The sequence below is a fragment of the Saccharopolyspora antiqui genome (genome assembly GCF_052246905.1).
Taxonomy (GTDB): Bacteria; Actinomycetota; Actinomycetes; order Mycobacteriales; family Pseudonocardiaceae; genus Saccharopolyspora.
On record NZ_JBQQBO010000002.1, the window covers coordinates 397,618 to 424,272 of the forward strand.

Below are 26,655 nucleotides of genomic sequence, written 5' to 3' on the forward strand. Positions count from 1 at the left end.
CGATCAGCTCACTGCGTCGAGGGCGTCGATCAGGCCCGCTCCGTAGAAGCCCGCACCGCGGTTGCCGCCAGCGCAGACCGCGTCGGGCTTGCCGTCGCCATCCGGGTCGTAGTGCTCGGGGCAGGCCAGCGCATCGGCCTCGTTGGTCAGCGCGCCGATCACCTGCTGGGCACTCCAGTCCGGGTGCGTGCTGCGCAGCAGCGCGACCACGCCCGCCGCGTGCGGCCCGGCCATCGAGGTGCCCTGCATCCAGCCCCAGCCGCCACCGGGCACCGAGGACAGCACCCGGCCGTTGCCCGACGGCGTCGGCGGGATCTGCCGGGCATCGCCACCCGGTGCGGTGACCGTGACGGTTCCCAGCCCGTAGTTGGAGTAGTACGACTTCACCGCCTGCACGCCAACCGCGGAAACCGAGACCACACCGGGCAGTTCACCAGGCAGGATGTGGCAGTCGTGTCCGGTCTGGCGGTCCTGGAGCGGGCCACCGTTGTTCGGGCTGTTGGTGTCGCGGATCGGCTTGGACAGGTCCCAGTTGCTGTTGCCCGCCGACACCACGGTCGCGACGTCCTTGCCCGCGGCGTACGCGACGGCGCGGCGCACCGCCTCGGCACCGGCCTTCTGGTCCGGGTCGCTGTCGCACCACAGGTACCAGGGGTCGACGAAGTACGAGTTGTTGGTGACGTCGAAGCCGTGCTCAGCCGCCCAGATGAAGCCGCAGACCGCGTACTCCGGGTAGATGAAGCCGTTGTCGTCGATGACCCGCACCGACGCCAGCGCGACGTTCGGGGCGACCCCGGCCACGCCGATGCCGTTGCGCGCGGCGGCGATGGTGCCCGCGACGTGCGTGCCGTGGTCCTGCGTCGGGTCCTGCGGCTGCCAGGCTTCCTGCCTGGTGTCCGGAACTCCCTCGTTCACGCAGCTCACCGACTTGGAAACGTCCAGGTTCGGCTGCAGGTCGGGGTGCGTCGGGTCGATGCCGTAGTCCAGCACGCCGACCGTGATGTCCTTGCTGCCCTGCGAGATCGCGCTCGCCTGGTCGGCCTTGATCTGCGGCAGGTCCCACTGCTCGGGCTCCAGCGGTTCCTGACCCGCCGCGGCAGCCAGCGCGGTGGTCTCGACCTTGCCTTCCAACGCCTCCAGCCGCTGCGATTGAGCGGGCGGTAACTGCTCGGCGAGATTGCGGCTGGCCCCGGCCTGCTCCACGGCGGGTTGCGTGCGCACCGCGGCGGCGAATCCGGGGTCGGTCGAGGTCGCGATGACCACCCCGATCTGCGGCCAGCTCTGCACCACGGTGCCGCCGACGCCGCGCACCGACTCCTCGGTCTGCTGCAGACCGTCCCCCGTCGGGCCCAGCACGACGAAGTGCGCTGGTACGGCGGTGGCGGCAGGCGCGGGTTCGGCGGCGCTGACAACGCTGGCGGGTACCAGCAGCGCCAACGCGAGCGCCGAACCGGCGATGCGCACCGCGCGGCCGCGTGTTCTAGTGCCTGACACGTGTCCCTCCCATGGAGACAAAGTGCAAATCACCCAGTGTTAGTCGTCGGATTTTGCGCCTGAACCGGTGATCGCGGGTAGGGCGAAACGGAGTAATTCAAATGGTGGGAGTGAGGTGCGCAGCACGTTGATGGTGGCTGGGCAGCACGCCTTTTGCGACTTAGAGTCGTTAGGTGTCGGTTGCAGATCTGAACCTCGCCCCGCCGGAGCCCACCCCGAGCGCATCGGCGATGCGCCGCGCGCTGCGCCGCGCCACCGACGGTGTCTCGCTGGACGCCGCCGAAGCTGCGGTGCTGCTGCACGCTCGCGGCGATGACCTGGAGAAACTGCTTACCGCGGCGGGTCGTGCCCGGGATGCGCACCTGGTTGCCGAGGGCCACGAAGGGATGGTCACCTACAGCCGGAACGTGTTCATTCCGCTCACCCGGTTGTGCCGGGATCGCTGCCACTACTGCACTTTCGCGACCGTGCCGCACCGCGTGCCGTCCGCGTACCTGGAACGCGACGAGGTGTTGGAGATCGCCCGGCAGGGCGCGGCGGCGGGCTGCAAGGAAGCTCTGTTCACGTTGGGCGACCGACCGGAAGAACGGTGGCCCGCCGCCACGGAGTGGCTGGAGGCCCGCGGTTATTCCTCCACAGTGGACTACGTGCGGTCCTGCGCGATCGCGGTCCTGGAGGAGACCGGGCTGCTGCCGCACCTCAACCCCGGCGTGCTCAGCTGGTCGGAGCTGACCAGGCTCAAGCCGGTCGCGGCGAGCATGGGCATGATGCTGGAGACCACCGCCGAGCGGCTGTGGAGCGAGAAGGGCGGTCCGCACTTCGGCAGCCCGGACAAGCAGCCCGCCGTCCGGTTGCGGGTGCTGGCCGATGCCGGTCGCGTCGCGGTGCCGTTCACCAGCGGAATCCTCATCGGAATAGGCGAAACCCGCACCGAGCGCGCCGAATCGCTGCTCGCGCTGCGCAGCGTCGCCCGCCAGTACGGGCACATCCAGGAAATCATCGTGCAGAACTTCCGGGCCAAACCGGACACCGCGATGCGCGGCATGCCCGACGCGGACCTGCACGACCTGGCCGCCACGATCGCGGTGGCACGGCTGCTGATGCCTTCCGGGGTGAGCGTGCAGGCTCCGCCGAACCTGGTGGGCGACGAGCACCTGCTGATGCTGCGCGCCGGAATCGACGACTGGGGCGGCGTTTCGCCGGTGACCCCGGACCACGTGAACCCGGAAAAGCCCTGGCCGCAGCTCGACGAACTCACCGCGAAGACCCGCGAAGGCGGGTTCGGCCTGCACGAACGCCTGACCGCCTACCCGCGCTACGTGCGCGCGGGGTTGGCCGGGGACAGCACGCAGTGGCTGGACCTGCGGGTGGCCGCGCACGTCGCCGCGCTGTCGGATCCGGACGGATTGGCCCGCCCGGACGCCGAAATCGTCGGCCGCGAATGGCAGGAGCCGGACGGCGGCTTCGAATCCATCGGCCGCACCGATCTGCACCGCAGCATCGACACCACCGGACGCACCGAAGATCGTCGCGGCGATTTCGACACCGTCTACGGAGACTGGGACGAACTGCGCAACCAACTGCCCGCCGACGCCGCGCCGCAGCGGCTGGACGCCGACGTGCGCGACGGTCTCCGGATCGCCGAAACAGACCCCGCCGCGCTGCTCGACGAAACCAACACCTCGGCCGCGATGGCCTTGATGACCTGCGACGGAGCCGCCTTGGACGCGCTCGCCGGGATCGCCGACGGGCTGCGCCGGGAGGTGGTGGGCGACGACATCACCTACGTGGTCAACCGCAACATCAACTTCTCCAACGTCTGCTACGTCGGCTGCCGGTTCTGCGCCTTCGCGCAGCGCGAACGGGACGCGGACGCCTACCGGCTCTCGCCCGAGGAGGTCGCCGATCGCGCCGAGGAGGCTTGGCGGGCCGGGGCCACCGAGGTGTGCATGCAGGGCGGCATCGACCCGAGACTGCCGGTGTCCGGCTACGCCGAGCTGGTGCGCGCGGTCAAGCGGCGGGTGCCCGAGATGCACGTCCACGCGTTCAGCCCGATGGAGATCGTCAGCGCCGCGGCGAAGGCCGGGGTGTCCATCGCGGACTGGCTGGCGGAGCTCAAGGAAGCCGGTCTGGGCAGCATTCCCGGCACCGCGGCGGAGATCCTCGACGACGAGGTGCGCTGGGTGCTGACCAAGGGCAAGCTGCCCGCTGCCGAGTGGATCGAGGTGATCAGCACCGCGCACCGGCTGGGCATCCCGTCCTCGTCGACGATGATGTACGGCCACGTCGACACCCCGGAGCACTGGCTCGGCCACCTGCGGACCCTGGCGGGCGTCCAGGACACCGCGGCCGAACACGGCAACGCCGGGTTCACCGAGTTCGTCCCGCTGCCGTTCGTGCACCGCAACGCACCGATCTACCTCGCCGGACTCGCACGTCCGGGACCGACTCACCGGGACAACCGCGCGGTGCACGCGATGGCGCGGATCCTGCTGCACGGCCGCATCGACAACGTCCAGTGCTCCTGGGTGAAGCTCGGCGACGAGGGCACCTCCGAGGTGTTGAACGGTGGTGCCAACGACGTCGGCGGAACGCTGATGGAGGAGACCATCAGCCGGATGGCCGGATCGGAGCACGGCTCGGCCCGCACGGTCGAGGAACTGCACGACCTGGCCGGTCGAGCGGGCCGTTCGGCCCGGCAGCGCAGTACCACTTACGGGCGAGTGGGTCGGGTGCAGCTCGGAATCAGCCCGACGTAGCCTGATCGAGTGTGGCGTAAATCATACGGACTTTTCGCGCCGGGATCGGCCCTCCCGTCGATCCCGGGCGCTGGCCTGCGCGATCAGTTGATCAGCAGACCCGCTGAAAGCCGTTGCGGGCAGGAAAATATGATCATTTAGTCGTGGCCGGTTTACGCAAAGCGACCACGTCCGTAACGGGTGGTCGGTACGGTCCGCCACCGGACTCAAACGAGTAAGTGACCCGAAAGGGTCAACTTCCGTAGGGAGGCAATGCTCGTGCGTAGCCGAATATCTCGCGTGATCACGCGAGTCTCCGCGTTGGGCGCCGCGGTCACCGCTGTGCTCTTGGCGACCGCGAGCGGCGCCAGCGCCGCCGGGTCGACCCTCCTCGCGGAGGCCAGCCCGCTGGACAAGATCAGCACGCCGGTCGGTCTAACGGCCGTCGGGCTCGGGCTGGCGGGCATGGTCGCGGGAGTGTTCCGGAAGAAGAAGGTGCAGCCGGAGAACCAGCGCAAGAGCTGAGTCGGCAGACGCGAACCGGTGAGGTCACTCCGGCCGTTCGTCGCGGCACTTGCGAGAATCAACACGTGAGCAGCGACAACCCCGCATCCCAGAACGGCGACCAGCCCGCGGCCCGGCCGCGCGTGCTGTCCGGCATCCAGCCAACCGCCGACTCGTTCCACCTCGGCAACTACCTGGGCGCCCTGCAGGAGTGGGTCGCCATGCAGGCCGACCACGACGCCTTCTACTGCGTCGTCGACCTGCACGCCATCACCGTTGCGCAGGACCCGGAGCTGCTGCGCCAGCGCACCAGGCTCTCGGCCGCCCAGCTGCTGGCCATCGGCATCGACCCCGACCGCTCGACGTTGTTCGTGCAGAGCCACGTCCCCGAGCACGCCCAGCTCAGCTGGGTGCTGGAGTGCCTGACCGGGTTCGGCGAGGCCGGTCGGATGACCCAGTTCAAGGACAAGTCCGCCCGCCAGGAGGCCGACCACGTCAGCGTCGGGCTGTTCACCTACCCGGTGCTGCAGGCCGCGGACATCCTGCTCTACCAGGCCGATGCGGTCCCGGTGGGCGAGGACCAGCGCCAGCACCTGGAGCTCACCCGCAACCTGGCGCAACGGTTCAACTCCCGCTACGGCAACACCTTCACGGTGCCCGCGGCGCACATCCCCAAGGCGACCGCCAAGATCTACGACCTCCAGGACCCGACCTCGAAGATGAGCAAGTCGGTGCCAGCCGGGGTGGTCGAGCTGTTGGAGGAACCCAAGCGTTCGGCGAAGAAGATCCGTTCCGCGGTCACCGACCTGGAGCGCGAGATCCGCTACGACGTCGAGAACAAGCCGGGCATCAGCAACCTGCTGGTGATCTACTCCGCGCTGACCGGCAAGACCATCGCTGAGCTGGAAGCGGCCTTCCAGGGCCGGGGGTACGGCGATCTGAAGAAGGAACTCGGCGAGGTCGTGGTCGAGTTCGTCACCCCGTTCCAGGAGAAGGTCCGCGCCTACCTCGACGACCCGGCCGAGCTGGACAAGGTCCTGCACCGTGGTGCCGAGCGGGCCCGGGCCGTTTCGGCGGAAACGCTGCGCACGGTCTTCGATCGAGTGGGCTTCCTGCCGTCGATGGGCTGAGCTGATCAACTACGGGTAGCCTGCCACCGTTCGGGGGAAGCCGTTGCGGCGGGAGGTGCACCGTGGCCGGTCAGCAGCAGGACGCGAAGCCGAGCCGGTTGACCCTGTTGCGCCGCCAGCACGAATGGCTGGACCGGCTCATCCGCGCGTTCCAGCGCTACCAGAGCCGGTACGGCGACTACTACGCCGCCGCGATCACCTACTTCAGCGTGCTCGCGATGGTCCCGCTGCTGATGATCGCCTTCGCGGCGGCCGGTTTGGTGCTGCGCGGCGACCCTGCGCTACTGGGTCAGTTGCGGACCTCGATCACCTCGGCGGTGCCGAGCCCGGCGATGAGCGACATGCTCAACCGCGTCGTCGACCAGGCGATCAGCCAGGCCGGAACGGTCGGGGTGATCGGTCTGCTCGCGGCCCTGTACTCCGGGCTCGGTTGGATGACGAACCTGCGAGAAGCGCTGACCGCGCAGTGGACCCAGGAGGCCGCCGAGCAGTCGATGCTCCGGCGGATGGCCTCCGACCTGGTGTCGCTGATCGGGCTCGGGGTGGCGATAGCGGTCTCGTTCGGCATCAGCGCCCTCGGCGGCGGGGTCGGGCAGCGGCTGTTCGAACTGGTCGGGATCGAGCACACCCCGGCGGCGGGAATCCTGCTGCGGGTGCTGTCGATCGTGCTGTCGCTGGCGGCGAGCTGGTTGGTGTTCCTGTGGGTGCTGGCGCGCCTGCCGCGCAAGCCCGTGACGCTGCGCAGCGCGGTGTGGGGGGCGCTGTTCGCGGCGATCGGGTTCGAGGTCCTCAAGCAGATCGCGGTGATCTACCTGAACTCCGTGACCAGCTCACCGGCGGGTGCGGCCTTCGGCCCGATCCTCGGTCTGCTGGTGTTCGCCAATCTGACCTCGCGGTTCATCCTGTTCGTCACCGCGTGGACCGCGTCGGCGCGGGAGAACCTGGAGCTGGTGCCACCGCAGCCGCCCGGCCCGGCGATCATCCGCCCGGTCATCGAGGTGCGAAACCGGGTCGGGGTGCGCGCCTCGGCGGGCCTGGTCGGCCTCGGCGCGGTAGCCGGCTGGGCCTGGCGCCGCAAGCGCTGAACGCCGACCGAGCGGATCGGCGTACCGCCGGGTGAGCGGGAGTCCGGCCCGGTTGTGCCGGGTGAAAGCGCCGCTCATCCGGCCGCCGGTCGGTGCACAACGCGGCCGTCACGACCGGTCGAGCAGGCCGATCGCGCGGTAGAGGGATTCCAGGTACCGGCGGGCCTCGGCGACGTCCAGCGGTTCCGGCCGCAGCAGGCGGAAGAGCATCCCGCCGACCATCATGTCGATCAACACGTCCCGGTCCGCATCGGCGGCGATCGTCCCGTCGGCCTGGGCGCGTTCCAGCAGCGCGCGGACCAGGCGCCGCCGGGGCGCGACGTAGCTCGCCCAATAGGACTCCAGCAGCTCCGGATGGCTGACGCTGGAACCGAAGACGCGGGCCACCATCGCGCGCAGCCGCGGATTGGCGACTGCTTCGGCGAGTCCGGGCAGCGCCCGCTGGACGAGCTCGGTCACCGGCAGGTCGAGGTAGTCCGCTGCCGACGGTTCGGGGATCTCATCGCGGGCGAACTCGATCGCGGCGGCGATCACCGCTTCCTTCGAGTCCCACCGCCGGTACACGGTGAGCTTCCCGACCCCGGCGCGTTTGGCGATCTGCTCGATGCTGGTGCCTTCGACCCCGCCTTCGACGAACAGGTCCAGCGCGGCCTGCAGGATCGCCTTGTCGGCCGCGGGATCGCGTGGTCGCCCGCGTCGAGATGTCATGCCGTCCGGCCGCCGCTGAGCAGCTTTTCGAGCCATTGCGCCAGTGCGGGCTGGCTGGTCCCCCGCCAGGCGAGATGCGCATCCGGCCGGATCAGCCAGCTCTCCCGCCACGGCCGGTCCGGAATCAGGTGGACGACGTGTTCGCCAAGCGGCGCAAGGGTTTCCAAGCTCGTCGTGGCCGGTGCGAGCAGTGCCCACTTGCCGCCGAGTTCGGTGTGCAAGCGGGTCGGTCGACCGTGCTCGTCCCGGCAGTCCAGATCGGGCACCCGGTCGCCGGGGCGGGGTCGCGAGCCCTTCCCGGAGCCCAGCGGACCCTTGCGGTAGGTGACCCACAGCTGCGATGCGAGCCAGGTGACCCGCCGCTGCACGACCTGGAGGTTCACCAGCGGGGTGATGAGTCGATCGCGCAGGATCCGGGCCACCGCGCCGTCGGCGAGCATCAACTTGGTGCTTGCCGTGGTGTTGCGCAGGACGTCCTCGGCCAGCGCTCGGCGCTCCGCCTGGTAGGTGTTCAGCAGTGCCGCGTGGGCGTGGCCTTGCGCCACCAAGGCGAGTTTCCAGGCCAGGTTCTCGGCGTCGCCGATGCCGGTGTTCATGCCCTGGCCGCCGAACGGGCTGTGGATGTGCGCGGCATCGCCGACCAGCAGGATGCGTCCGTCCCGGTAGCGGTCGGCGAGTCGGCGGTGGATGCGGAAGGTCGATGTCCAGGCCACGTCGCGGATCTTCGCGTCGGTCTGGCCGGTGCGTTCGGGCAGCAGCTGCTGGAGCTGGTCGATGACATCCGGTTGTTCCCCATCGGTCGGTCGGACGTCGGCCATCAGCCGCCAGGTGTCGTTCTCGGCGCTGCGCATCGGCATCGCGAAGAACAACCCGTCCCGGTGGAACCAACCGGACGAACCGGTGCGGTCCAGCTCCCAGTCCGCGCGCACATCGGCGAGCAACCACTGGTCGACGAGCGGGACGCCGGGGAAACCGATCCCGCTGAGCTTGCGGACCGTGGAGTGCGCGCCGTCGCAGCCCACCAGGTAGTCCGCGCTCAACTCGCCGTCCTGGAGCGTCGCGGTGACGCCGTCGGGCCGCTGCGCCAGGCCGGTGAGTTCCCGGCCCCACTCGACCGTGCCGCCGAGTTCGGTGAGCCGCTTTCGCAGCACCGCCTCGATCTCGGCCTGCGACACCAGCAGCGCCACGAGCTGCTTGCCCTCGATCTTGCCGAAGCTCACCGTTGCCAACCGCTTGTTGGCGACGTAGTAGCTGATCCGGATGGCGTGCTGCGCGCGGTCCCGCAGATCGCCGAGGGCGCCCAGTCGGTTCAGCACCTCGACACCGCGACCGTGCAGGATGTTCGCCCGCGAGGTGGTCGCCGGTCCGGCTGCCTGGTCGATCACGCGCACCGGTACGCCGAGCCCCCGGAGTCCGCAGGCCAGCGCCAGCCCGGCAGGTCCGGCACCCACCACCAGGACACTCGTCGAGTCCATGGCTACTCCATTTGTTAACGATACTGGTCCGTTAACAAATTGAACCACGCCGAGCACCGCGTTGGGTATTGGATTCGATCAGGGGTGGTCTTTTTTGTCCTGCTCGCGACGCGCGGCAGCGGCCAGCTTCGCGCGGTGTTGCCGACGCGCCAGGACGCTGATCACGGCGGCCGCGGCCACTGCGAGCAGGGCCAGCGGGCCGCCGACCGTGCCGAACATCGACGAGCTCTCCGGTTGTCCGGCTTCGGGCGAGTTCGCCTGCGGCTGCGGCGAGCTGTCGACGGTGGGCGGCCGCGGCGACGTGGTGACCAGCTCGCCGACCGGTGCGGCGCTGAGTCCGGAGCCGCTGAGCCCGAACCCGCTGAGTCCGAATCCGTAGTCCAGCAGCCGCATGGCCTGCGCGGACAACCGGATCGGCTGGTTCTCACCGCGCATCAGCACCGCGACCAGCCGGTGCCCGTCGCGTTCCGCGGCACCGATGAACGTGTGCCGCGCGTCGTCGGTGAACCCGGTCTTGCCGCCCAGCCCGCCCGGATAGCCGAGCAGGACCTGGTTGTCGCTCCAGACCTCCAGCGGCGGGCCGCCGGGCGCACCGGGCAGCACGGTGTTGCGGGTCCCGATGATCGCGGCGAACGCCGGTTCGTGCATCGCCGCGCGGAAGATCGCCGCCAGGTCGTACGCCGAGGTGCTCATGCCCGGACCGTCCAAGCCGGACGGTGTCGCGGTGCGGGTGTCCAGCGCGCCGAGCTCGGTGGCCAGCGCGTTCATCTTGTCGATCGCGACGCCCATCCCACCCATCTTCATGGCGAGCGCGTGCGCGGCGTCGTTGCCGGACTGCATGATCAGGCCGGTCAGCACCTGCTGCACGCTGTAGGTGACGCCCGGGCTCAGGCCGACCCGGCTGCCTTCCTGGTTGGCGTCGTCCTGGGTGGCCACGATCGTGTCATCCAGGCGCAGCTCGCGGAGCGCGGTGAGCGCGGTGAGCACCTTGATCGTGGACGCCGGACGGTGCCGGGCGTGCGGATCCTTCGCCGCGAGCACCGCGCCGCTGTCGAGGTCGGCCAGCACCCAGCTGGCGGCGGTCACCTCGCCGGGCGGCTGCGGCAGTCCCGGCGCGCTGATCACCCCGCACTCAGCCATCCGGTCACCGCCAACAGGGGTCTCCGGGACCGGCACCGGCCCGGGAACCGGTGCGCCCGGCGCGGGCACCTCGGAGGTGTCCACCGCGGGCGGCGGAGCGGCGTTCGGGCAGACCGGGGGTGGCTGGGCCGCGGCGGTGCCGCCGGTCGTCAGCGCGAACCCGGCGACGAATGCGCAAACAGCCGCGCGAAAAGTGATTTTCGTGCGGAGCAGGGCGGCGGAACCGCGGGCACTCGGAAGCACACGCAGCAGGCTAGCCAATCTCGCAGCGCAGCGGGGGTGGGACGGCTACCCGGACAGGTGGGTGACCCAGGTCGCAGCGGATACTGCAGTCGTGACAGTTTCCCGTCGAGTTGCGTTGTTCTTGCTGGCCTTCGGCGTGTGGTCGTACCTGCTGTGGCCCACCTTCGTGCGCAACATCTGGCACAGCGACCGGTCCTGGGCAGCCGGTTCGCCCACGCCCTACCTGCTCGTCCACCTGGTGATCGCGGTCGTCTCGCTGGTCCTGGGCACGATCATCGGCGTGATCGGCTGGCGGGCCTACCGAGCCACCCGCCGCTGATCCGGTGCGTCACCCGCCGGGGCGAGCCGACGCGGAGTTGACGTTCACCGGGGTGGCTGCGCTTTTCGCGCGAAATTGCGCACCACGGTGCGACAACGGCGCCCACCCCCGAGGGATGGGCGCCGTTGGTGTCGGGTTTGCTCAGCGGCGGCGGAACATCAGGGCTCGTTTGACCTCTTGGATCGCCTTGGTGACCTGGATGCCGCGCGGGCAGGCGTCCGTGCAGTTGAAGGTCGTGCGGCAGCGCCACACCCCGTCGACGTCGTTGAGGATGTCCAGCCGCTCCTCGGCGCCCTCGTCCCGGCTGTCGAAGATGAACCGGTGCGCGTTGACGATCGCCGCCGGGCCGAAGTAGTTGCCGTCCGCCCAGTACACCGGGCACGACGTGGTGCACGCCGCGCACAGGATGCACTTGGTGGTGTCGTCGAACCGCGCCCGCTCGGCGACCGACTGGATGCGTTCCCGGGTCGGCTCGTTGCCGGTGGTCATCAGGTACGGCTTGACCGCCCGGTACGCCTCGAAGAACGGCTCCATGTTGACCACCAGGTCCTTCTCGACCGGCAGGCCCTTGATGGGTTCGATGGTCAGCGTGGCTTCGCCGCCCTTGGTCAGCAGGTCCTTCATCAGCACCTTGCAGGCCAGCCGGTTGACCCCGTTGATCCGCATCGCGTCGGAACCGCAGACGCCGTGCGCGCAGGACCGGCGGAAGGTCAGCGAACCGTCGACGTACCACTTGATGTAGTGCAGCAGGTTCAGCACGCGGTCTGACGGCAGCGCCGGGATGCGGTAGGACTCCCAGTGCAGTTCCTCGTCGGCCTCCGGGTTGTAGCGGAGGATCTTGACCGTCACCATCGTGGCGCCGTCGGGGATGGGCGGCGCGTCCTCGGGAAGAGCAGTCGTGTCGTTGTTCGTGGTAGCGGCGGTCATCAGTACTTACGCTCCATCGGCTGGTACCGGGTGACGACGACGGGCTTGTAGTCCAGGCGGATGTCGGCTTGGAATCCGGTCAACCCGAGCGGTGCGTCCGGGTCTTCGTGCTCGGGCAACACCTTGTACTGCATGCTGTGCCGCATGAAGTTGACGTCGTCCCGAGCGGTGTAGTCCTCGCGGGCGTGCCCACCGCGCGACTCCTTGCGGGCCAGCGCGGCGTTGACCAGCGACTCGGCCAGGTCGAGCAGGAAGCCCAGCTCGATGGCCTCCAGCAGGTCGGAGTTGTACCGCTTGCCCTTGTCGTGCACGGAGATCCGGCCGTAGCGCTCCTTGAGCGCCTGCACGTCCGACAGCGCCGTCTTGAGGGTCTCCTCGGTGCGGTACACCGAAGCGTTGGCGTCCATCGTCTGCTGCAGCTCGGTGCGGATCGTGGCGACCCGCTCGCCGCCGTGCGCGGTGCGCAGGTGGTCGACCATGCCCTGCACGAGCTTGGTCGGCTCGTCGGGGATTTCGACGTGGTGGTGGCTGTGCGCGTACTCCGCCGCCGCGATACCGGCCCGGCGCCCGAACACGTTGATGTCCAGCAGCGAGTTGGTGCCCAGCCGGTTCGAGCCGTGCACCGAGACGCACGCGCATTCACCGGCCGCGTACAGGCCCGGGATGGTGTGGTCGTTGTCCCGCAGCACCTCACCGACGATGTTGGTCGGGATGCCACCCATCGCGTAGTGCGCGGTCGGGTAGACCGGCACCGGCTCCTTGGTGGGTTCCACGCCCAGGTAGGTGCGGGAGAACTCCATGATGTCCGGGAGCTTCGCCTCCAGCAGATCTTCACCGAGGTGGGTGACGTCGAGCAGCACGTAGTCCTTGTTCGGACCCGCACCGCGACCTTCGAGCACCTCCAGGGCCATCGACCGGGCGACGATGTCGCGCGGTGCCAGGTCCTTGATCGTCGGTGCGTAGCGCTCCATGAACCGCTCGCCGTCGGCGTTGCGCAGGATGCCGCCTTCGCCGCGGACACCCTCGGTGATCAGGATGCCCAGCCCGGCCAGTCCGGTCGGGTGGAACTGGTAGAACTCCATGTCCTCCAGCGGCAGGCCCTTGCGGTAGATGATGCCCATCCCGTCGCCGGTGAGGGTGTGCGCGTTCGACGTGGTCTTGAAGACCTTGCCGAAGCCCCCGGTGGCGAAGATGACCGACTTGGCCTGGAAGATGTGGATCTCGCCGGTGGCCAGCTCGTAGGCGATCGCGCCGGAGCAGACCTGGCCGTCCGGGGTGTCGCTGAGCATGATGTCCAGCACGTAGAACTCGTTGTAGAACTCCACGCCGTGCTTGACGCAGTTCTGGTACAGGGTCTGCAGGATCATGTGGCCGGTGCGGTCCGCGGCGTAGCAGGCGCGGCGCACCGGGGCCTTGCCGTGGTCGCGGGTGTGGCCGCCGAACCGGCGCTGGTCGATCTTGCCTTCCGGGGTCCGGTTGAACGGCAGCCCCATCCGCTCCAGGTCCAGGACCGCGTCGATGGCTTCCTTCGCCATGATCTCGGCGGCGTCCTGGTCGACCAGGTAGTCACCGCCCTTGATGGTGTCGAAGGTGTGCCATTCCCAGTTGTCCTCTTCGACGTTGGCCAACGCCGCGCACATGCCGCCCTGGGCGGCCCCGGTGTGCGAACGGGTGGGGTAGAGCTTGGTCAGCACGGCGGTCCGGGCGCGCTGCCCGGATTCGATCGCGGCGCGCATCCCGGCGCCACCTGCGCCGACGATGACCACGTCGTACTTGTGGAATTGCATGGTCGCCTCCTCGGGCTGTGGCGGGACCCGCGGTTCGGGCGTCGATCTCGCCACGCTGTGGTCGTCTGCGGCGCTAGCCGATGTTCGGGTCGAAGGTGAAGATCACGAAGCTGCCCAGACCCACGGTCAGCACGACGGAGACGTACAGCAGCATCTTCAGCCAGAAGCGTGTGCCGTCTTTGCGGGAGTAGTCGTTGATGACGGTACGGAGCCCGTTACCGCCGTGCAGACCGGCCAGCCAGAGCATGGTGAGGTCCCAGAACTGCCAGAACGGGGACGCCCAGCGACCGGCGACGAAGGCGAAGTTGATCCGGTGCACGCCGCCGTCCAGGAACAGCATGATCAGCAGGTGGCCCAGCACCAGGAACAGCAGGACGACACCGGACAGCCGCATGAACAACCAGCTGTAGAGCTCGAAGTTGTTGCGGCGCGCGGCGGGACGGGACGGGGTGCGCGGTTTCTGCACGGAAAGCGGTGCGTCGGTGACGCTCATCTCAACCCCCGAAAACTTCCGTGACCGCGCGGCTGATCAGACTGATCGCCGCCGGGATGATCAACACCAGCCAGAGCACCACGACCGTCCACAGCATGGGCTTCTGGTACTTGGTGCCGTTGGCCCAGAAGTCGACCAGCATGACCCGGATGCCGTTGAACGCGTGGAACAGCACAGCCGCCAGCAGCCCAAGCTCGAACAGGATCATCAGCGGCTGCTTGTAGGTGTCGATGACCGTGTCGTATGCGTTGGGGGAAACCCGGACCAAGGCGGTGTCCAGGACGTGTACGAACAAGAAGAAGAAGGTGAGCACGCCCGTGATTCGGTGGGCGACCCACGACCACATGCCCAGATCGCCGCGGTAGAGGCGTCCCTTCGCGCGCGGTGCGGTGGCGCGCTTCGGTGCCTCGGCCGCGGAGGCGGTGGTGCTGGCCATGTTGGAAGGCCTCCAACCTCGCTGGTGGACTGACGGCCCCGTTCGGGAACAGGGGCGACCGGCCCCGAGTTGCAGTTGGTCCCAATCGGCATTGGGTGCACGCCCGTCACCGGCCACGAACTGGGGCCTTGACGTCTCGGATGCTAGACCCGACTAATCGCCCGGGCCTACTCGCCTGCGCTGTCTGTGATCGACCAGACAAGCCCCCTGCACCGGTTGATCGATGTAGAAATCATTTCGTGACACGCGAGCAATGCACAAGCAGCAACGTCAAGACTTAATTTCGAGAGCCACGTCACCGAATGGCGTGCGCCGTGCACTGGAAGAACAATTCACCGAAGGCGACATCTTCGTGTGGAGTTCTTCCGGCGTCGCGACTTCCGGTCGGCCGGGAGCGCGGCCGGGGGTGCGGCGGGAGGAGACAGGAAAGGGGAACGGCATGGGGCGAACGCCGATATGGGGAAGGCGCTCGGGTGCCGGACGATCGCGCCGCAACGGCGCGACAGTGGTCGCTGTCCTGCTCACCGGCGCACTGGCGCTGGCCGGGTGCGCCAAGGACAGCGGGGGCGGTGCGACCAACAACGCCCAGGGGCAGGGCTGCCAGCTCAGCGCTCCGCCAGCCGGGGCCGCTGCCCCGACCACCCCGGCCACCCAGCAGCAACAGCCGCCGAACGCGAGCACGATGCGGGTCGGGCTGGCCTTCGACATCGGTGGGCGCGGAGATGCCTCGTTCAACGACGCCTCGGTGGCCGGTGTGGACCGGGCCAAGGCGGAGATGGGCTTGGCCGAGACCAAGGAGCTCGACGCCGGGTCCGGTGAGCCGGAGGACGCCAAGCAGACCCGGCTGCGGCAGCTGGCGCGGGAGGGCTTCAACCCGGTGATCGCGGTCGGCTACGCCTACGCAGACGCGCTCAAGATCGTCGCGCCGGAGTTCCCCGGCACCCGCTTCGCGATCATCGACGAGGACCTGCAGGGCATTCCCAACGTCACACCGCTGGTGTTCGCCGAGGAGCAGGGCTCGTTCCTGGTCGGTGTGATCGCCGCGCACCGGTCGAAGAACTGCCACCTCGGCTTCGTCGGCGGCGTGGAGACCCCGTTGATCCAGAAGTTCGAGGCCGGGTTCGTGGCGGGCGCCGAGGCGGCCGCGCCGGACATCAAGATCGAGCGCAGGTACCTGACACCGGCCGGTGACTTCAGCGGTTTCCAGGACCCGAACAAGGGCGCGGAGGTCGCGACCGGCCAGCTGGAGGCGGGTGCCGATGTCATCTACCACGCAGCGGGTGCGTCCGGTAAGGGCGTGTTCGCCTCGGTGCAGTCGGCGAACGCGCAGGCGATCGGGGTCGACTCCGACCAGTACAACCAGCCGACCGTGGCCGAGTACAAGGACGTGATCATCAGCTCGATGCTCAAGCGGGTTGACCTCGCGGTGTTCGACTACATCGCCGCGGTCGCGCGCAACGACCTGAGCACGGTGCCGAAGAAGTTCGACCTGTCCATCGACGGGGTCGGCTACTCCACCTCGGGCGGCAAGATCAACGACCTGGTCCCGACGGTGGACGCCTACAAGGCGGCCATCGCCCGCAACGAGATCCAGGTCTCCGACAAGCCGTGACAATCCGAGTGAAGGGCACCTTTGACCGGCTAACTCGGTCAAAGGTGCCCTTCACTCATCACTCGATCAAGTGGCGGTTTCGCGCCAAGATCGTCACATTTGGACGGAAACCGTCCATTGTTGAGCGCCCATCTGGTTCGCTTCCAGCGCAAACCTCCCACGGAGCCCCATGAACACCTCCACTGCGCCGGATTCCGGCGGTCCACCCGGCGCTGCCGGGACCCGGGCCGTCGAGCTGACCGGCATCACCAAGACCTTCCCCGGCGTGGTCGCCAATTCCGACGTGAACCTCTCGGTGCGCTCCGGTGAGGTGCACGCGCTGTGCGGCGAGAACGGTGCCGGCAAGTCCACCCTGATGAAGATCCTGTACGGGATGCAGGCTCCGGACTCCGGGACCATCCGGGTGCGCGGCGACCAGGTGCGCTTGCGCACCCCGGCGGATGCGATCCGGGTCGGCATCGGCATGGTGCACCAGCACTTCATGCTCGCCGACAACCTCACCGTGCTGGAGAACATCGTGCTCGGCGCGGAAGGCGCGCACGGCATCGGCGCGCGGGCCCGGCGGCAGGTGCTCGCGCTCGCCGAGCAGGCCGGTTTCGAACTGCGCCCGGACGTGCTGGTCGAACGGCTGGGTGTGGCCGACCGGCAGCGGGTGGAGATCCTCAAGGTGCTCTACCGGGGCGCGCAGATCATCATCCTCGACGAGCCCACCGCGGTGCTGGTCCCGCAGGAGGTGGACGAGCTGTTCGTGACCCTGCGCACCATGCGCGAGCGGGGCTTCACGTTCCTGTTCATCTCGCACAAGCTCGACGAGGTGCGGGCGATCGCCGACACCATCACCGTCCTGCGGCGCGGCACCACGGTCGGCACCGTGGCCGCCACCAAGGTCACCAGTCGTCGATTGGCCGAGATGATGGTCGGCAGCGAGCTGCCGGTGCCCGAACACGGTGTGTCCACTGTGACCGATCGCGAGGTGCTGTCGGTCTCCGGACTGTCCGCATCGGAGCAGGATCGGACGGTGCTTGCGGACATCGACCTGACCGTGCACGAGGGCGAGGTGGTCGGCATCGCCGGAGTGGAAGGCAACGGGCAGACCGAACTCGTCGAAGCGATCATGGGCATGCGCCCGGTGGACGCCGGTCGGATCGTGCTCGGCGAGCGCGACCTGACCGGCCTGCCCACCCTGGCCCGCCGAGAAGCGGGCATCGGCTACGTGCCCGAGGACCGGCACCGGCAGGGTTTGCTGTTGGACGAATCGTTGTGGCTCAACCGGATTCTCGGTCACCAGACCCGCCGCCCGGTGGCCCGCGGGCGATGGCTGGACCGGCAGGGCGCGAAGGCCGACACCCAGCGGATCGTCGAGCAGTTCGACGTCCGCACGCCCAGCATCGAGGTGGACGCGGCCGCGCTTTCCGGCGGCAACCAGCAGAAGCTGGTGGTCGGTCGGGAGCTGTCCGGGGATCCGGCGCTGCTGATCGCGGCGCACCCGACGCGGGGCGTGGACGTCGGGGCGCAGGCGGGCATCTGGGACCACCTGCGCGCCGCCCGCGCGGCGGGCCTGGCGGTCCTGCTGATCTCGGCCGATCTCGACGAGCTGATCGGCTTGTCGGACACCATCCGGGTGATGTTCGGCGGCCGGTTGGTCGCGGCGGCCGATCCGCGCTCGGTGACCCCGCAGGAGCTCGGCGCGGCGATGACCGGTGCCCAGGAGGCGGGATGAGCGACAACCTCTTTCCCGCTCATGCAGCCGACCGGGTGCGGGTGTCCCGCGAGATACGGGTGCGGGTGTCCCGCGAGATACAGGAGGCGGGATGAACACCTGGCGGGCCCGGTTGTTGCCGCCTGCGCTGGCGATCGTCTTCTCGGCGGTGCTGTGCAGCGTGGTGCTGGTGATCTCCGGTGCGAATCCGATCGCGACGCTGGCGGAGATGGTCGCGCAGGTCGGTCGCGGCACCACCGCGGTGGACATCATCAACACCGCGGGCGCGTACTACCTGGTGGCGATCGCGGCGGCGATCGGGTTCCAGATGAACCTGCTCAACATCGGCATCGAGGGCCAGTACCGGCTGGCCGCGTGCGTGGCGGCGATCGTCGGCGGCGCGATCAGCCTGCCCTTCGGGCTGCAGGTCGTGGTGATCGTCGCGGTGGGTGCCGCCGTCGGCGCCGCGTGGTGCGGCATCGCCGCGGTGCTCAAGGTGTACCGAGGGGTGTCCGAGGTGATCTCCACGATCATGCTCAACACCCTGGCCATCGGCGTGGTCGCCTACCTGGTCGCGACCTTCGGCGAGCTGCGCGGCAACACCCAGGGCACCCGGATCATCCCGGAGAGCGGCCAGGTGTCGGGAATTTCGCTGGGCAGCGCGGGCACCGTCTTCGGGTTGGTGCTGCTCGCCGTCGCGGTCGGCATCGGCTACGCGATGCTGATCGACCGGACCCGGTACGGCTTCGAACTGCGCGCCTCCGGCCTGTCGCCGACCGCGGCGACGGCTGGTGGGGTCAACTCCAAGCGCATGATCATGTCCGCGATGCTGCTCTCCGGCGCCATCGCCGGGCTGGCGGGCTTGCCGGAGATCCTCGGCCGGGACCACACCGTCACGCTCAACTTCCCGACCGGCTACGGCTTCGCGGGATTGGCCATCGCACTGCTGGGCCGCAACCACCCGATCGGCGTGGCATTCGGCGCGCTGCTGTGGTCCTTCCTGGACAAGAGTTCGTTGACGCTGGACAACATCGGGGTGCCCAAGGAGATCGTGACGATCCTGCAGGGCACCATCGTGCTGTCGGTGGTCGTCGCGTACGAGTTGGTGCGCCGCCGCGAACTCGCCGCTGAGCAGCGGCGGGTCGGGCGTGCGCTGGGCACCGCGGCCACCCCGGCCGCCGCCGGAACCGGAGGTGAGCGGGCATGACACCCCCTGCGTCAACCTCAGTCCTCCCGAACCGCACCTCAGGGGAACGTGACGCAAACCAGCCACAAGAAACCATGAAACGGGAGATTGGGCTGGGCGCGACCACAACTGTGAAATGCGGAGAGGCGGACCAGTCATGACCGCGGTCGCGACCGAACCGGCGCCGACGGAGCGCAAGACCAGCCGCCCCGGCCATCGGATGCCCGGCTGGGCCCGTGTCCTGCTGTGGGTCCTGGTCGGCTTCGTGGCGGTGTCGATCACCTCCTACGAGACCGGCGTGCTCCAGCTGACGTCCTCGGGCACGGTGCAGGCCGCGGTGCGGCTGGGCATCCCGATCCTGCTGTGCGCGCTCGGCGGGTTGTGGGCCGAGCGCGCCGGGATCATCAACATCGGCCTGGAAGGCATGATGATCCTGGGCACCTGGGGCGGGGCCTGGGCGGGTTACCAGTGGGGACCGCTGGCCGGGCTGGTCGCGGCCGCGGTGTTCGGCGGCCTCGGCGGCCTGGTGCACGCGGTGGCCACCGTCAGCTTCGGGGTCAACCACATCGTGTCCGGGGTGGCCATCAACCTGCTCGGGGCGGGTACCGCGAAGTACCTCTCGACGCTGCTGTTCGAGCCGATCTCCCAGAACCCCCGGGAGTCACCACCGGTGCCGAAGTTCGACACCTACTCGATGCAGCCGATGGGCGGCTGGCTGCAGCAGTTGGAAGACCTGCAGCGGTTCGGGATCTCGGATCTCGCGGGCATCATCGGCGGCCTGATCACCGAGGTGTCGCCGCTGACCATGCTGGCCTACCTGCTGGTGCCGGTGAGCTACCTGGTGCTGTGGCGCTCGCCGTTCGGGCTGCGCCTGCGCTCCTGCGGGGAGAACCCGGTCGCGGCGGAATCGCTGGGCGTCAACGTCTACCGCTACAAGTACCTCGCGGTGATCATCTCCGGGGCGCTCGCCGGACTCGGCGGTGCGGCGCTGATCCTCAATCCGGGGCAGGCGGGTTACCTGGAGAACCAGACGAACAACCGGGGCTACATCGGCCTGGCGGCGATGATCTTCGGCAACTGGCGGCCGGGCGGGCTGCTCGGCGGTGCGGCGCTGTTCGGGTACTCCGACGGCTTGCAGCTGCGCAGCGGCGAGACCAGCGTGCACGCGCTGTTCTACGCGGCGACGTTGGTGCTGGTGGCAGTGGTGGTCCTGCAGCTGTGGCGGCGCAACTGGTTCGCCTCCGGCATCGCCCTGGTGTTCGCGGCGGTGATGTACTCGGTGTACTGGTTCACCGACGAACTGCCGGACGAGCTCACCGCCTACACACCGCACCTCGTGACGCTGGTGGTCCTCGCCGCGGCATCGCAACGACTACGACCACCCGCGGCCGACGGACTGCAGTACCGCAGGGGCGAGGATTGAATTTGTTCTCCGGCACCAAAACAACTTCGGAGTCAACTGACCAGTGGCATCCACGGTGGACTGGACGGCCCTGCGGGCCGCGGCGGTGCGGGCCGCGGCGCTGGCGTACTGCCCGTACTCGAACCTGCGGGTGGGAGCTGCGGCGCTGTGCGATGACGGCCGGACGGTCGTCGGCTGCAACGTGGAGAACGGTTCCTTCGGACTGACGCTGTGCGCGGAGTGCACGATGGCGGGCCAACTGCGGCTGACCGGTGGCGGCCGGTTCGTCGCGGTGGCCTGCCGCAGCGCGGCGGGCGAACTGCTGATGCCCTGCGGGCGCTGCCGCCAACTGCTCCAAGAACTCGGCGGTCCGGACTGCCTCGTCGACACCCCGCGCGGCGTCCTCCCGATGCGTGAAGTCCTCCCCGACGCCTTCGAATTCTGATCGTCTGACCTGGCGTTTTGCCAAGATCACACTTTCGGGGTGTATCTGGTGGAGGGGCTCGGTCCTCTTTATTGGCGGGAAGTTCCGGCGAGGTGTGGAGGCGGCGATGATTCATTCCGCGATTGATGTGATCCGGGTGAAGCGCGATGGTGGGGAGCTCGGCGACGAGCAGATCGACTGGGTGATCGGGGCCTACACCCGGGGTGAGGTCGCCGAGGAGCAGATGGCGGCGTTGGCGATGGCGATTCTGCTGCGCGGCATGACCCCGGCGGAGACGGCGCGCTGGACGGCGGCGATGGTCGCTTCGGGGGAGACGTTGGTCCTCGACGGAATCCGAAAACCCACTGTGGACAAGCATTCCACCGGCGGCGTCGGCGACAAGATCACCTTGCCGTTGACGCCACTGGTGGCAGCCTGCGGTGCGGCGGTACCGCAGCTGTCCGGACGCGGGCTCGGCCATACCGGCGGCACATTGGACAAGCTGGAGTCGATACCCGGCTGGCGGGCACGATTGTCCACTGTGGAAATTCGCGACCAGCTGGATGAGGTCGGTGCGGTGGTGTGCGCGGCGACCGAAGGGCTGGCTCCGGCCGACCGCAAGCTCTACGCCCTGCGCGACGTGACCGGCACGGTCGAGTCGATCCCGCTGATCGCCAGTTCGATCATGAGCAAGAAGATCGCCGAAGGTGTGCAGTCCCTGGTGCTGGACGTCAAGTGCGGCTCAGGTGCCTTCATGAAGGACCTGGACCAGGCGCGGCGGCTGGCCACCGCGCTGGTGGACATCGGGACCGCCAACGGACTGCGCACGAGTGCCGTGATCAGCGACATGTCGGTGCCGCTTGGCCGAGCGGTCGGCAACGCGCTGGAAGTGGCGGAGGCCGTGGCGGTGCTGCGTGGTGGCGGGCCACCGGACGTGGTGGAACTGACGCTGGCGCTGGCCCGCGAAATGCTCGGCCACGCGGGTCTGTCCGATGTGGATCCGGCAGTCGTGTTGGCAGACGGCCGGGCGTACCAGACGTGGTGCCGGATGATCGCGGCCCAGGGCGGTGATCCCGAAGCCGAGCTGCCCCGCGCCGAGCACGTCGAGGTCGTCACCGCACCGGAAACCGGGACGTTGGCGAAGCTCGACGCGTACGCGGTCGGTGTGGCGGCCTGGCGGTTGGGCGCCGGACGGGCCCGCAAGGAGGACGACGTGCAACACGCCGCGGGCGTGCTCTGCCTGGCGAAACCCGGTGATCAGGTGACCGCCGGTGCGCCGCTGCTCGAACTGCACACCGATCGGCCGGAAACGATTGGAGGTGCGCGAGAAGCGTTGGCGGGCGCATACGCGATCAGCGGTGCCGACCGAGGGTCGACACCGCTGATACTGGATCGGGTGGTCGCAGACCACGCGCCAGCCGGGCTGTCCTGACCGGCCCGGCCGACGCGGTTTGGATCAGGCGCTCTCGGCTGCGAAGTCGTCGCCGTCGTCGGCGGTCAGCGCCTTGTCCGTGTCGCGCTTCGCGCTCTTCGACCGGCCACGGCGCTGCTGCCGGGGCAGGGTGGTGGGCGGCGGCGGCGCGGAAGGTGCGCTGCCGCCGAGGATCAGCTCCGCGAAGGTGGCCATCGCCTCGTCGAGCTGACCGGCGTGCCGCCGCTCGCTTTCCTCGTTGGCCTCGCGGACCAGGGCGCCCAGCGCGTCGCTGTCGGGACGCGAGGACAGCGAGCCGGACAGTTGCGACAGGTTCTTCGACAGCGTGCTGCCGAGTTCGCCGAGGCCCGTCTTGACGCCGTCTTCGACGGTGTTCAGGCGAGTGCTGACGCCGTGCTCGACGGTGTCGATCCGGGTGTTGACGTTGTCCTCGACCTTGGTGAGGTGACCGGACACCTGGTCCAGCCGGTTGGTGAGCTGCTCCAGCCGCTCGGCAAGCTTGTCCAGCCGGTCGGTCGGGTCCACGGCGGGCCGTGCGGCGAGCTGGTCGAGCTTGCCGTCCAGCTGGTCGCGGCTGCCGGACACCGCTTCGGTGAGAGCGTGCTGCACGCTGCCGGTGGAGTCGGTGACCGCGCGCTGCAACGCTTCGCGGGTGCCGTCGAGGTGCTCGTGCACGCCTTCGTCGATCTCGGCGAAGCGGCCGCGCAGGCTGGTCTCCAGCGAGTCGATGCGCTCGCGCACCGGGCCGTGCACCGTCGCGGGCAGTGCCTCCAGTCGGCCGTCCTGCTTGTCGAGGTGCAGGCCGAGTTCGTCGAGGCGCTTGTGGATGTGGCCGAGTTTGTCCTCCAGGCCGTCCATCCGGCCGGAGACGCCGTCCATCCGGCCCGCGACCCCGTCCAGCCGCCCGTCGAGCTGCGCGAACGGCTTGGCGAGCTTGTCCACCAGGCTGTCGACCGCGCCCTTCAGGTCGACCAGCGCGCCGTCGTGCGCTTCGAGCTTCGCCAGTGCCTCGTCGAGTCGCTCGGCGAGGACGCTGACTTCGGTGCGGTCCGGCAGCTCGGACAATCGTTTCCGCACCGAGCCCAGGGACTCCAGCGGGGACAGCCGGGCGTGGATTTCGTCCAGCGCATCGAAGATCTGCTGCTGTTCGCTCTCGCGGATCTCAGCCGCACGCGTGAGCATGTTGCGCATGCGGTCGAACGACATGTTCTCGGTCACGGCTAGGGGCGTCCTTCGTCGAGGGGAGGTGAGGACTCAAGGAGCGTAGCCACTCGGTTCTCACGTTCCCAACCACCCCCCGATACATTGCGTGATTACGAATCCGCTCTTGACCCCGTTCGGTTGCGCGATATTCGACTGAATGGTCCAGTCGAATCACCGCCAAATGCCCTAAGAGTTGCAGTTGCATCCATCTGGGTGAGTTTTGTCGAACGGCCGTCCTGTTGAACGTCGCCGGAATGCACCGCGTATGCAGGGTTTTTTCCGGCTTGCCGTTGGTAGCTGTGCGTGAGGTGGTCATCCGCGCCCTGTAACGTAGGCGCATGTCGACTCCGGTGAATCTGGGCACCATCCGGCTGGCACCGAAGGTGCTGTTGCACGACCATCTCGATGGCGGGTTGCGACCGCAGACGGTCATCGACCTCGCACGAGCTGCCGGATATCGGGACCTGCCCCACGAAGACGCCGATGAGCTGGGCAGGTGGTTCCTCGCAGCGGCGGACTCGGGGTCGTTGGAGCGCTACCTGGAGACCTTCTCGCACACCGTGGCGGTGATGCAGACCGAGGAGGCGCTCGCGAGGGTCGCCGCCGAGTGCGTCGAGGACCTGGCCGCCGACGGTGTGGTTTACGCGGAGGTTCGATACGCCCCGGAACTCTTCCAGGAACAGGGGCTGACCCTCGACCAGGTCGTGCAAGCGGTGCAGGACGGATTTCGAGATGGGCAGCGCCGCGCCGCGGCGAGTGGAAAACGTATCCGAATCGGTACCTTGTTGTGCGCGATGCGGCAGAACGCGAGGTCGGCGGAAATCGCGAACCTCGCCGTTCGGTACCGCGATGCCGAGGTCGTGGGTTTCGACATCGCGGGTCCAGAAGCTGGATTTCCCCCCACCCGCAACTTGGACGCCTTTGAATACCTCCGCCAGCAGAATGCGCATTTCACCATTCACGCTGGTGAGGCGTTCGGATTGCCGTCCATTTGGGAGGCCATCCAGTACTGCGGCGCGGAACGCCTGGGGCACGGGGTGCGCATCGTCGACGACATCAAGGTCGACGAGGACGGCTCGGTGCACCTGGGCCGGTTGGCGTCCTACGTGCGGGACAGGCGGATTCCGCTGGAGATGTGCCCGTCGTCGAACCTGCAGACCGGCGCCGCCAAGTCGATCGTCGAGCATCCGATCGGCCTGCTGGCGAAGCTGCGGTTCCGGGTCACGGTGAACACCGACAACCGGCTGATGAGCCACTGCTCGATGTCTGGTGAGTTCGCCGCGCTGCACGAGGCGTTCGGCTACGGCTGGACGGACCTGCAGTGGTTCACGGTGAACGCGATGAAGTCGGCGTTCATCGGCTTCGACGAGCGGCTGGAGATCATCAACGACGTGATCAAGCCCGGCTACACGGCACTCCTGGAGTGAATCTGCGGCAACCCGCCGCGGAACGGCTGCGATTGCCGTGGTGGCGATGAACAATGCCAAACCTGAACGCAATTCACGACCCGCGCGAGCGCCATGACGATGCGGAATTCTGGAGGGACCGGTGGCACGGGGCGGCGAACCAACGTTGATCACATCCGTGCAGCGCGCGTTTCGACTGATGGAGGCGGTGGGTGAACATCCGGGCGGCACCACGGCGAAGAACCTCGCCAGGCGCACCGGAATCGCGTTGCCGACCGCGTACCACCTGCTGCGCACCCTGGTGCACGAAGGCTATCTGCGGAAGCTCGACGACGGCGCGTTCATCATCGGGGCGCAGGTCGCCGGACTGCACTTCGCCGCGCAGGGCCAAGGTCTGCGCAGCCGGATCCGCGCCGTCATGGCGACTCTGCGCGAGGACCTGAACGCGGCCAGCTACCTCGCCCGCTACCGCGAAGGAGAGGTCGAGGTAGCCGAGATCGTCGACAGCCCGCGCACCCCGAGGGTGGACACCTGGGCCGATTTCCGGCAGGCGGCGCACGCCACCGCGATCGGCAAGTGCCTGCTGTCCGGGCTGAGCAGGTCGGAGCGAGCCGACCACCTCACCCGCTACCCGCCTGCTGATCTCACCCCGCGCACGATCACCCGGATCCACGACCTGGTCAACGGGTCGCTGCCCCCGGTGGTCACCGACTCCGAGGAGTACTCGCTGGGCACCGCGTGCCTGGCCGCTCCGGTCATCGCCACCGACGGCCCGGTCACCTTGGCGATCTCGTTCCCGGCGCGCAAGCTGGCCGCCACCAAGGCGTACGCCATGCCGTTGCGCTCGGCCGCCGGGGAGATCTCCCGAACTCTCGCGCTGGCGGGCGTTTTTCCCACTACTGGGTGATTTTCGGCGGATTCGCAGCTCTCCGTCGAGGACTAATCACTATCTGAAATATTTCGTCTTGTCGGGCCTCCGGGCGCCCGCGAGCATCGTTTCAGTGGGGGCGTACTCGGTGAGGGGCGGCCACCGCTTGACTCGCGGCAACGCCTCTCACCGGTGCAACGGCACCGAGGGGAACGATGTTCGCGGTCGACGATCGAACACTGCTCGATGCCGTTCGCACCGGCTCAACCGACGCATTCGCCGAGCTGTACCTGCGGCATCGCGCTGCCGCGCACACCATGGCCAAGCAGGTCGCCAGCACTCCGACCGATGCGGAGGACCTAGTCGCCGAGGCGTTCGCCAAGATCCTGGACGTGCTTCGCCGCGGCGGCGGCCCGGCCGCCGCGTTCCGCGCCTACCTGCTCACCACGGTTCGCAACCTGGCGATGGCGGCCAACAGCCGGGACCGCCGGTTGCAACTGGTCGACGAACTCGAAGCCGTCTACCGGCCCGAGTGCTACGTGCCGTTCACCGATCCCGCACTGGTCGAGTTGGAGCGCGAGTTGGTTGCGAAGGCCTTCGCCAGGTTGCCGCGACGTTGGCGGCACGTGCTCTGGTACCTGGAGATCGAGAGCCGGTCGACGGCGGAAATCGGCCAGCACTTCGGCATCAGCCGCAACAGCGCCGCAGCGCTCGCCTACCGCGCGCGAAAAGGACTGCGCGAGGCCTATTTTCAGGTGTCGCGGGGTGAGCCATCCCGCCGTCGGCTGGCCGCTCCAGGGCAACTGCTCAGCAAGGCCGCCTGAGCGGGCTCGCGCCGAAAGGCACTGTGGCTCCGAAACTTTCGTCCCGGCGAGCACAGGGCTCCTGGTGTGTTTCGGCGCGGTGTTCGTGCCGATTTCGCGCGAGATCGGCACTTCTTGAGA

General features: G+C 68.6%; 23 protein-coding genes. 14 read left to right on the top strand and 9 right to left on the bottom strand.

The genetic code is table 11. The features are described from left to right. Window positions 1-3: 3 nt before the first annotated feature. Entirely contained in the window at window positions 4-1,494 is a 1,491-nt protein-coding gene (locus tag ACTWQN_RS06425; RefSeq protein WP_443202381.1) for a S8 family peptidase, read from the bottom strand. Window positions 1,495-1,667: 173 nt separating this feature from the next. Here ACTWQN_RS06425 and ACTWQN_RS06430 point away from each other — a divergent pair, with 173 nt between their 5' ends. The 4 genes from ACTWQN_RS06430 to yhjD all read left to right on the top strand — a co-directional run bounded on the left by ACTWQN_RS06430 (window position 1,668) and on the right by yhjD (window position 6,951). Continuing rightward, window positions 1,668-4,253 carry a bifunctional FO biosynthesis protein CofGH gene (locus ACTWQN_RS06430; RefSeq protein WP_443202382.1) on the top strand — a complete coding sequence of 862 codons (2,586 nt, stop codon included), beginning with the start codon at window positions 1,668-1,670 and terminating at the stop codon, window positions 4,251-4,253. A gap of 279 nt (window positions 4,254-4,532) precedes the next feature. Continuing rightward, a complete protein-coding gene (locus ACTWQN_RS06435; RefSeq protein WP_443202383.1) occupies window positions 4,533-4,757 on the top strand; it encodes a hypothetical protein in 225 nt (74 codons plus the stop codon). A gap of 65 nt (window positions 4,758-4,822) precedes the next feature. After that, entirely contained in the window at window positions 4,823-5,866 is a 1,044-nt protein-coding gene (gene trpS / locus ACTWQN_RS06440) for a tryptophan--tRNA ligase (RefSeq protein WP_443202384.1), read from the top strand. Window positions 5,867-5,928: 62 nt separating this feature from the next. Beyond that, a complete protein-coding gene (gene yhjD / locus ACTWQN_RS06445; protein WP_443202385.1) occupies window positions 5,929-6,951 on the top strand; it encodes an inner membrane protein YhjD in 1,023 nt (340 codons plus the stop codon). 108 nt (window positions 6,952-7,059) lie between these two features. Here the strand turns inward: yhjD and ACTWQN_RS06450 are convergent, their stop codons facing one another. From ACTWQN_RS06450 to ACTWQN_RS06460, 3 genes are all read right to left on the bottom strand, one after another. Next, entirely contained in the window at window positions 7,060-7,659 is a 600-nt protein-coding gene (locus ACTWQN_RS06450; protein ID WP_443202386.1) for a TetR/AcrR family transcriptional regulator, read from the bottom strand. Further along, window positions 7,656-9,134: an FAD-dependent monooxygenase gene (locus ACTWQN_RS06455; RefSeq protein ID WP_443202387.1), complete on the bottom strand. Its 1,479-nt coding sequence runs from the start codon at window positions 9,132-9,134 to the stop codon at window positions 7,656-7,658. Before ACTWQN_RS06455 ends, ACTWQN_RS06450 begins: the two co-directional genes overlap by 4 nt. Before the next feature lie 78 nt (window positions 9,135-9,212). Then, a complete protein-coding gene (locus tag ACTWQN_RS06460; protein ID WP_443202388.1) occupies window positions 9,213-10,517 on the bottom strand; it encodes a D-alanyl-D-alanine carboxypeptidase family protein in 1,305 nt (434 codons plus the stop codon). 91 nt (window positions 10,518-10,608) lie between these two features. Between ACTWQN_RS06460 and ACTWQN_RS06465 the strand changes: the two genes are divergently transcribed. Continuing rightward, window positions 10,609-10,836: an SCO4848 family membrane protein gene (locus tag ACTWQN_RS06465; protein ID WP_443202389.1), complete on the top strand. Its 228-nt coding sequence runs from the start codon at window positions 10,609-10,611 to the stop codon at window positions 10,834-10,836. Between the two features lie 141 nt (window positions 10,837-10,977). On the opposite strand, the gene ACTWQN_RS06470 is transcribed toward ACTWQN_RS06465, so the two are convergent. The 4 genes from ACTWQN_RS06470 to sdhC all read right to left on the bottom strand — a co-directional run bounded on the left by ACTWQN_RS06470 (window position 10,978) and on the right by sdhC (window position 14,479). Beyond that, a complete protein-coding gene (locus tag ACTWQN_RS06470) occupies window positions 10,978-11,763 on the bottom strand; it encodes a succinate dehydrogenase iron-sulfur subunit (protein WP_443202390.1) in 786 nt (261 codons plus the stop codon). Further along, window positions 11,763-13,550 carry a succinate dehydrogenase flavoprotein subunit gene (gene sdhA, locus ACTWQN_RS06475; RefSeq protein ID WP_443202391.1) on the bottom strand — a complete coding sequence of 596 codons (1,788 nt, stop codon included), beginning with the start codon at window positions 13,548-13,550 and terminating at the stop codon, window positions 11,763-11,765. The genes ACTWQN_RS06470 and sdhA overlap by 1 nt, the downstream gene beginning before the upstream one ends. 73 nt (window positions 13,551-13,623) lie before the next feature. Further along, window positions 13,624-14,043, bottom strand: coding sequence for a succinate dehydrogenase hydrophobic membrane anchor subunit (locus ACTWQN_RS06480; RefSeq protein WP_443202392.1), 420 nt, complete (start codon window positions 14,041-14,043; stop codon window positions 13,624-13,626). 1 nt (window position 14,044) lies between these two features. Further along, complete coding sequence (gene sdhC, locus ACTWQN_RS06485; RefSeq protein WP_443202393.1) at window positions 14,045-14,479, bottom strand: succinate dehydrogenase, cytochrome b556 subunit; 435 nt, start codon at window positions 14,477-14,479, stop codon at window positions 14,045-14,047. A gap of 439 nt (window positions 14,480-14,918) precedes the next feature. On the opposite strand from sdhC, the gene ACTWQN_RS06490 reads away from it, so the two are divergent. The 6 genes from ACTWQN_RS06490 (at window position 14,919) to ACTWQN_RS06515 (ending at window position 22,234) form a co-directional block, all read left to right on the top strand. Continuing rightward, window positions 14,919-16,091, top strand: coding sequence for a BMP family lipoprotein (locus ACTWQN_RS06490; protein WP_443202394.1), 1,173 nt, complete (start codon window positions 14,919-14,921; stop codon window positions 16,089-16,091). Between the two features lie 169 nt (window positions 16,092-16,260). Beyond that, on the top strand, window positions 16,261-17,811 hold the full coding sequence (locus ACTWQN_RS06495) for an ABC transporter ATP-binding protein (protein ID WP_443202395.1): 1,551 nt from the start codon (window positions 16,261-16,263) through the stop codon (window positions 17,809-17,811). A 91-nt stretch (window positions 17,812-17,902) separates the two neighbouring features. After that, the gene (locus ACTWQN_RS06500; protein ID WP_443202396.1) at window positions 17,903-18,997 is read left to right on the top strand and encodes an ABC transporter permease; all 1,095 of its coding nucleotides are present in this window, start codon (window positions 17,903-17,905) and stop codon (window positions 18,995-18,997) included. Window positions 18,998-19,133: 136 nt separating this feature from the next. Beyond that, window positions 19,134-20,399, top strand: coding sequence for an ABC transporter permease (locus ACTWQN_RS06505; protein WP_443202397.1), 1,266 nt, complete (start codon window positions 19,134-19,136; stop codon window positions 20,397-20,399). Between the two features lie 43 nt (window positions 20,400-20,442). Beyond that, window positions 20,443-20,823, top strand: a complete 381-nt coding sequence (locus ACTWQN_RS06510; protein ID WP_443202398.1) for a cytidine deaminase — start codon at window positions 20,443-20,445, stop codon at window positions 20,821-20,823. 106 nt (window positions 20,824-20,929) lie between these two features. Then, window positions 20,930-22,234 carry a thymidine phosphorylase gene (locus ACTWQN_RS06515; RefSeq protein ID WP_443202399.1) on the top strand — a complete coding sequence of 435 codons (1,305 nt, stop codon included), beginning with the start codon at window positions 20,930-20,932 and terminating at the stop codon, window positions 22,232-22,234. 24 nt (window positions 22,235-22,258) lie between these two features. On the opposite strand, the gene ACTWQN_RS06520 is transcribed toward ACTWQN_RS06515, so the two are convergent. Beyond that, window positions 22,259-23,452 (bottom strand): hypothetical protein, encoded by a 1,194-nt coding sequence (locus ACTWQN_RS06520; protein ID WP_443202400.1) that lies wholly within the window; start codon window positions 23,450-23,452, stop codon window positions 22,259-22,261. Window positions 23,453-23,775: 323 nt separating this feature from the next. Here ACTWQN_RS06520 and ACTWQN_RS06525 point away from each other — a divergent pair, with 323 nt between their 5' ends. From ACTWQN_RS06525 to ACTWQN_RS06535, 3 genes are all read left to right on the top strand, one after another. Then, a complete protein-coding gene (locus ACTWQN_RS06525) occupies window positions 23,776-24,864 on the top strand; it encodes an adenosine deaminase (protein ID WP_443202401.1) in 1,089 nt (362 codons plus the stop codon). A gap of 157 nt (window positions 24,865-25,021) precedes the next feature. Continuing rightward, window positions 25,022-25,750 (top strand): IclR family transcriptional regulator, encoded by a 729-nt coding sequence (locus ACTWQN_RS06530; protein WP_443202506.1) that lies wholly within the window; start codon window positions 25,022-25,024, stop codon window positions 25,748-25,750. Window positions 25,751-25,926: 176 nt separating this feature from the next. Beyond that, entirely contained in the window at window positions 25,927-26,535 is a 609-nt protein-coding gene (locus ACTWQN_RS06535; protein WP_443202402.1) for an RNA polymerase sigma factor, read from the top strand. Window positions 26,536-26,655 lie beyond the last annotated feature (120 nt).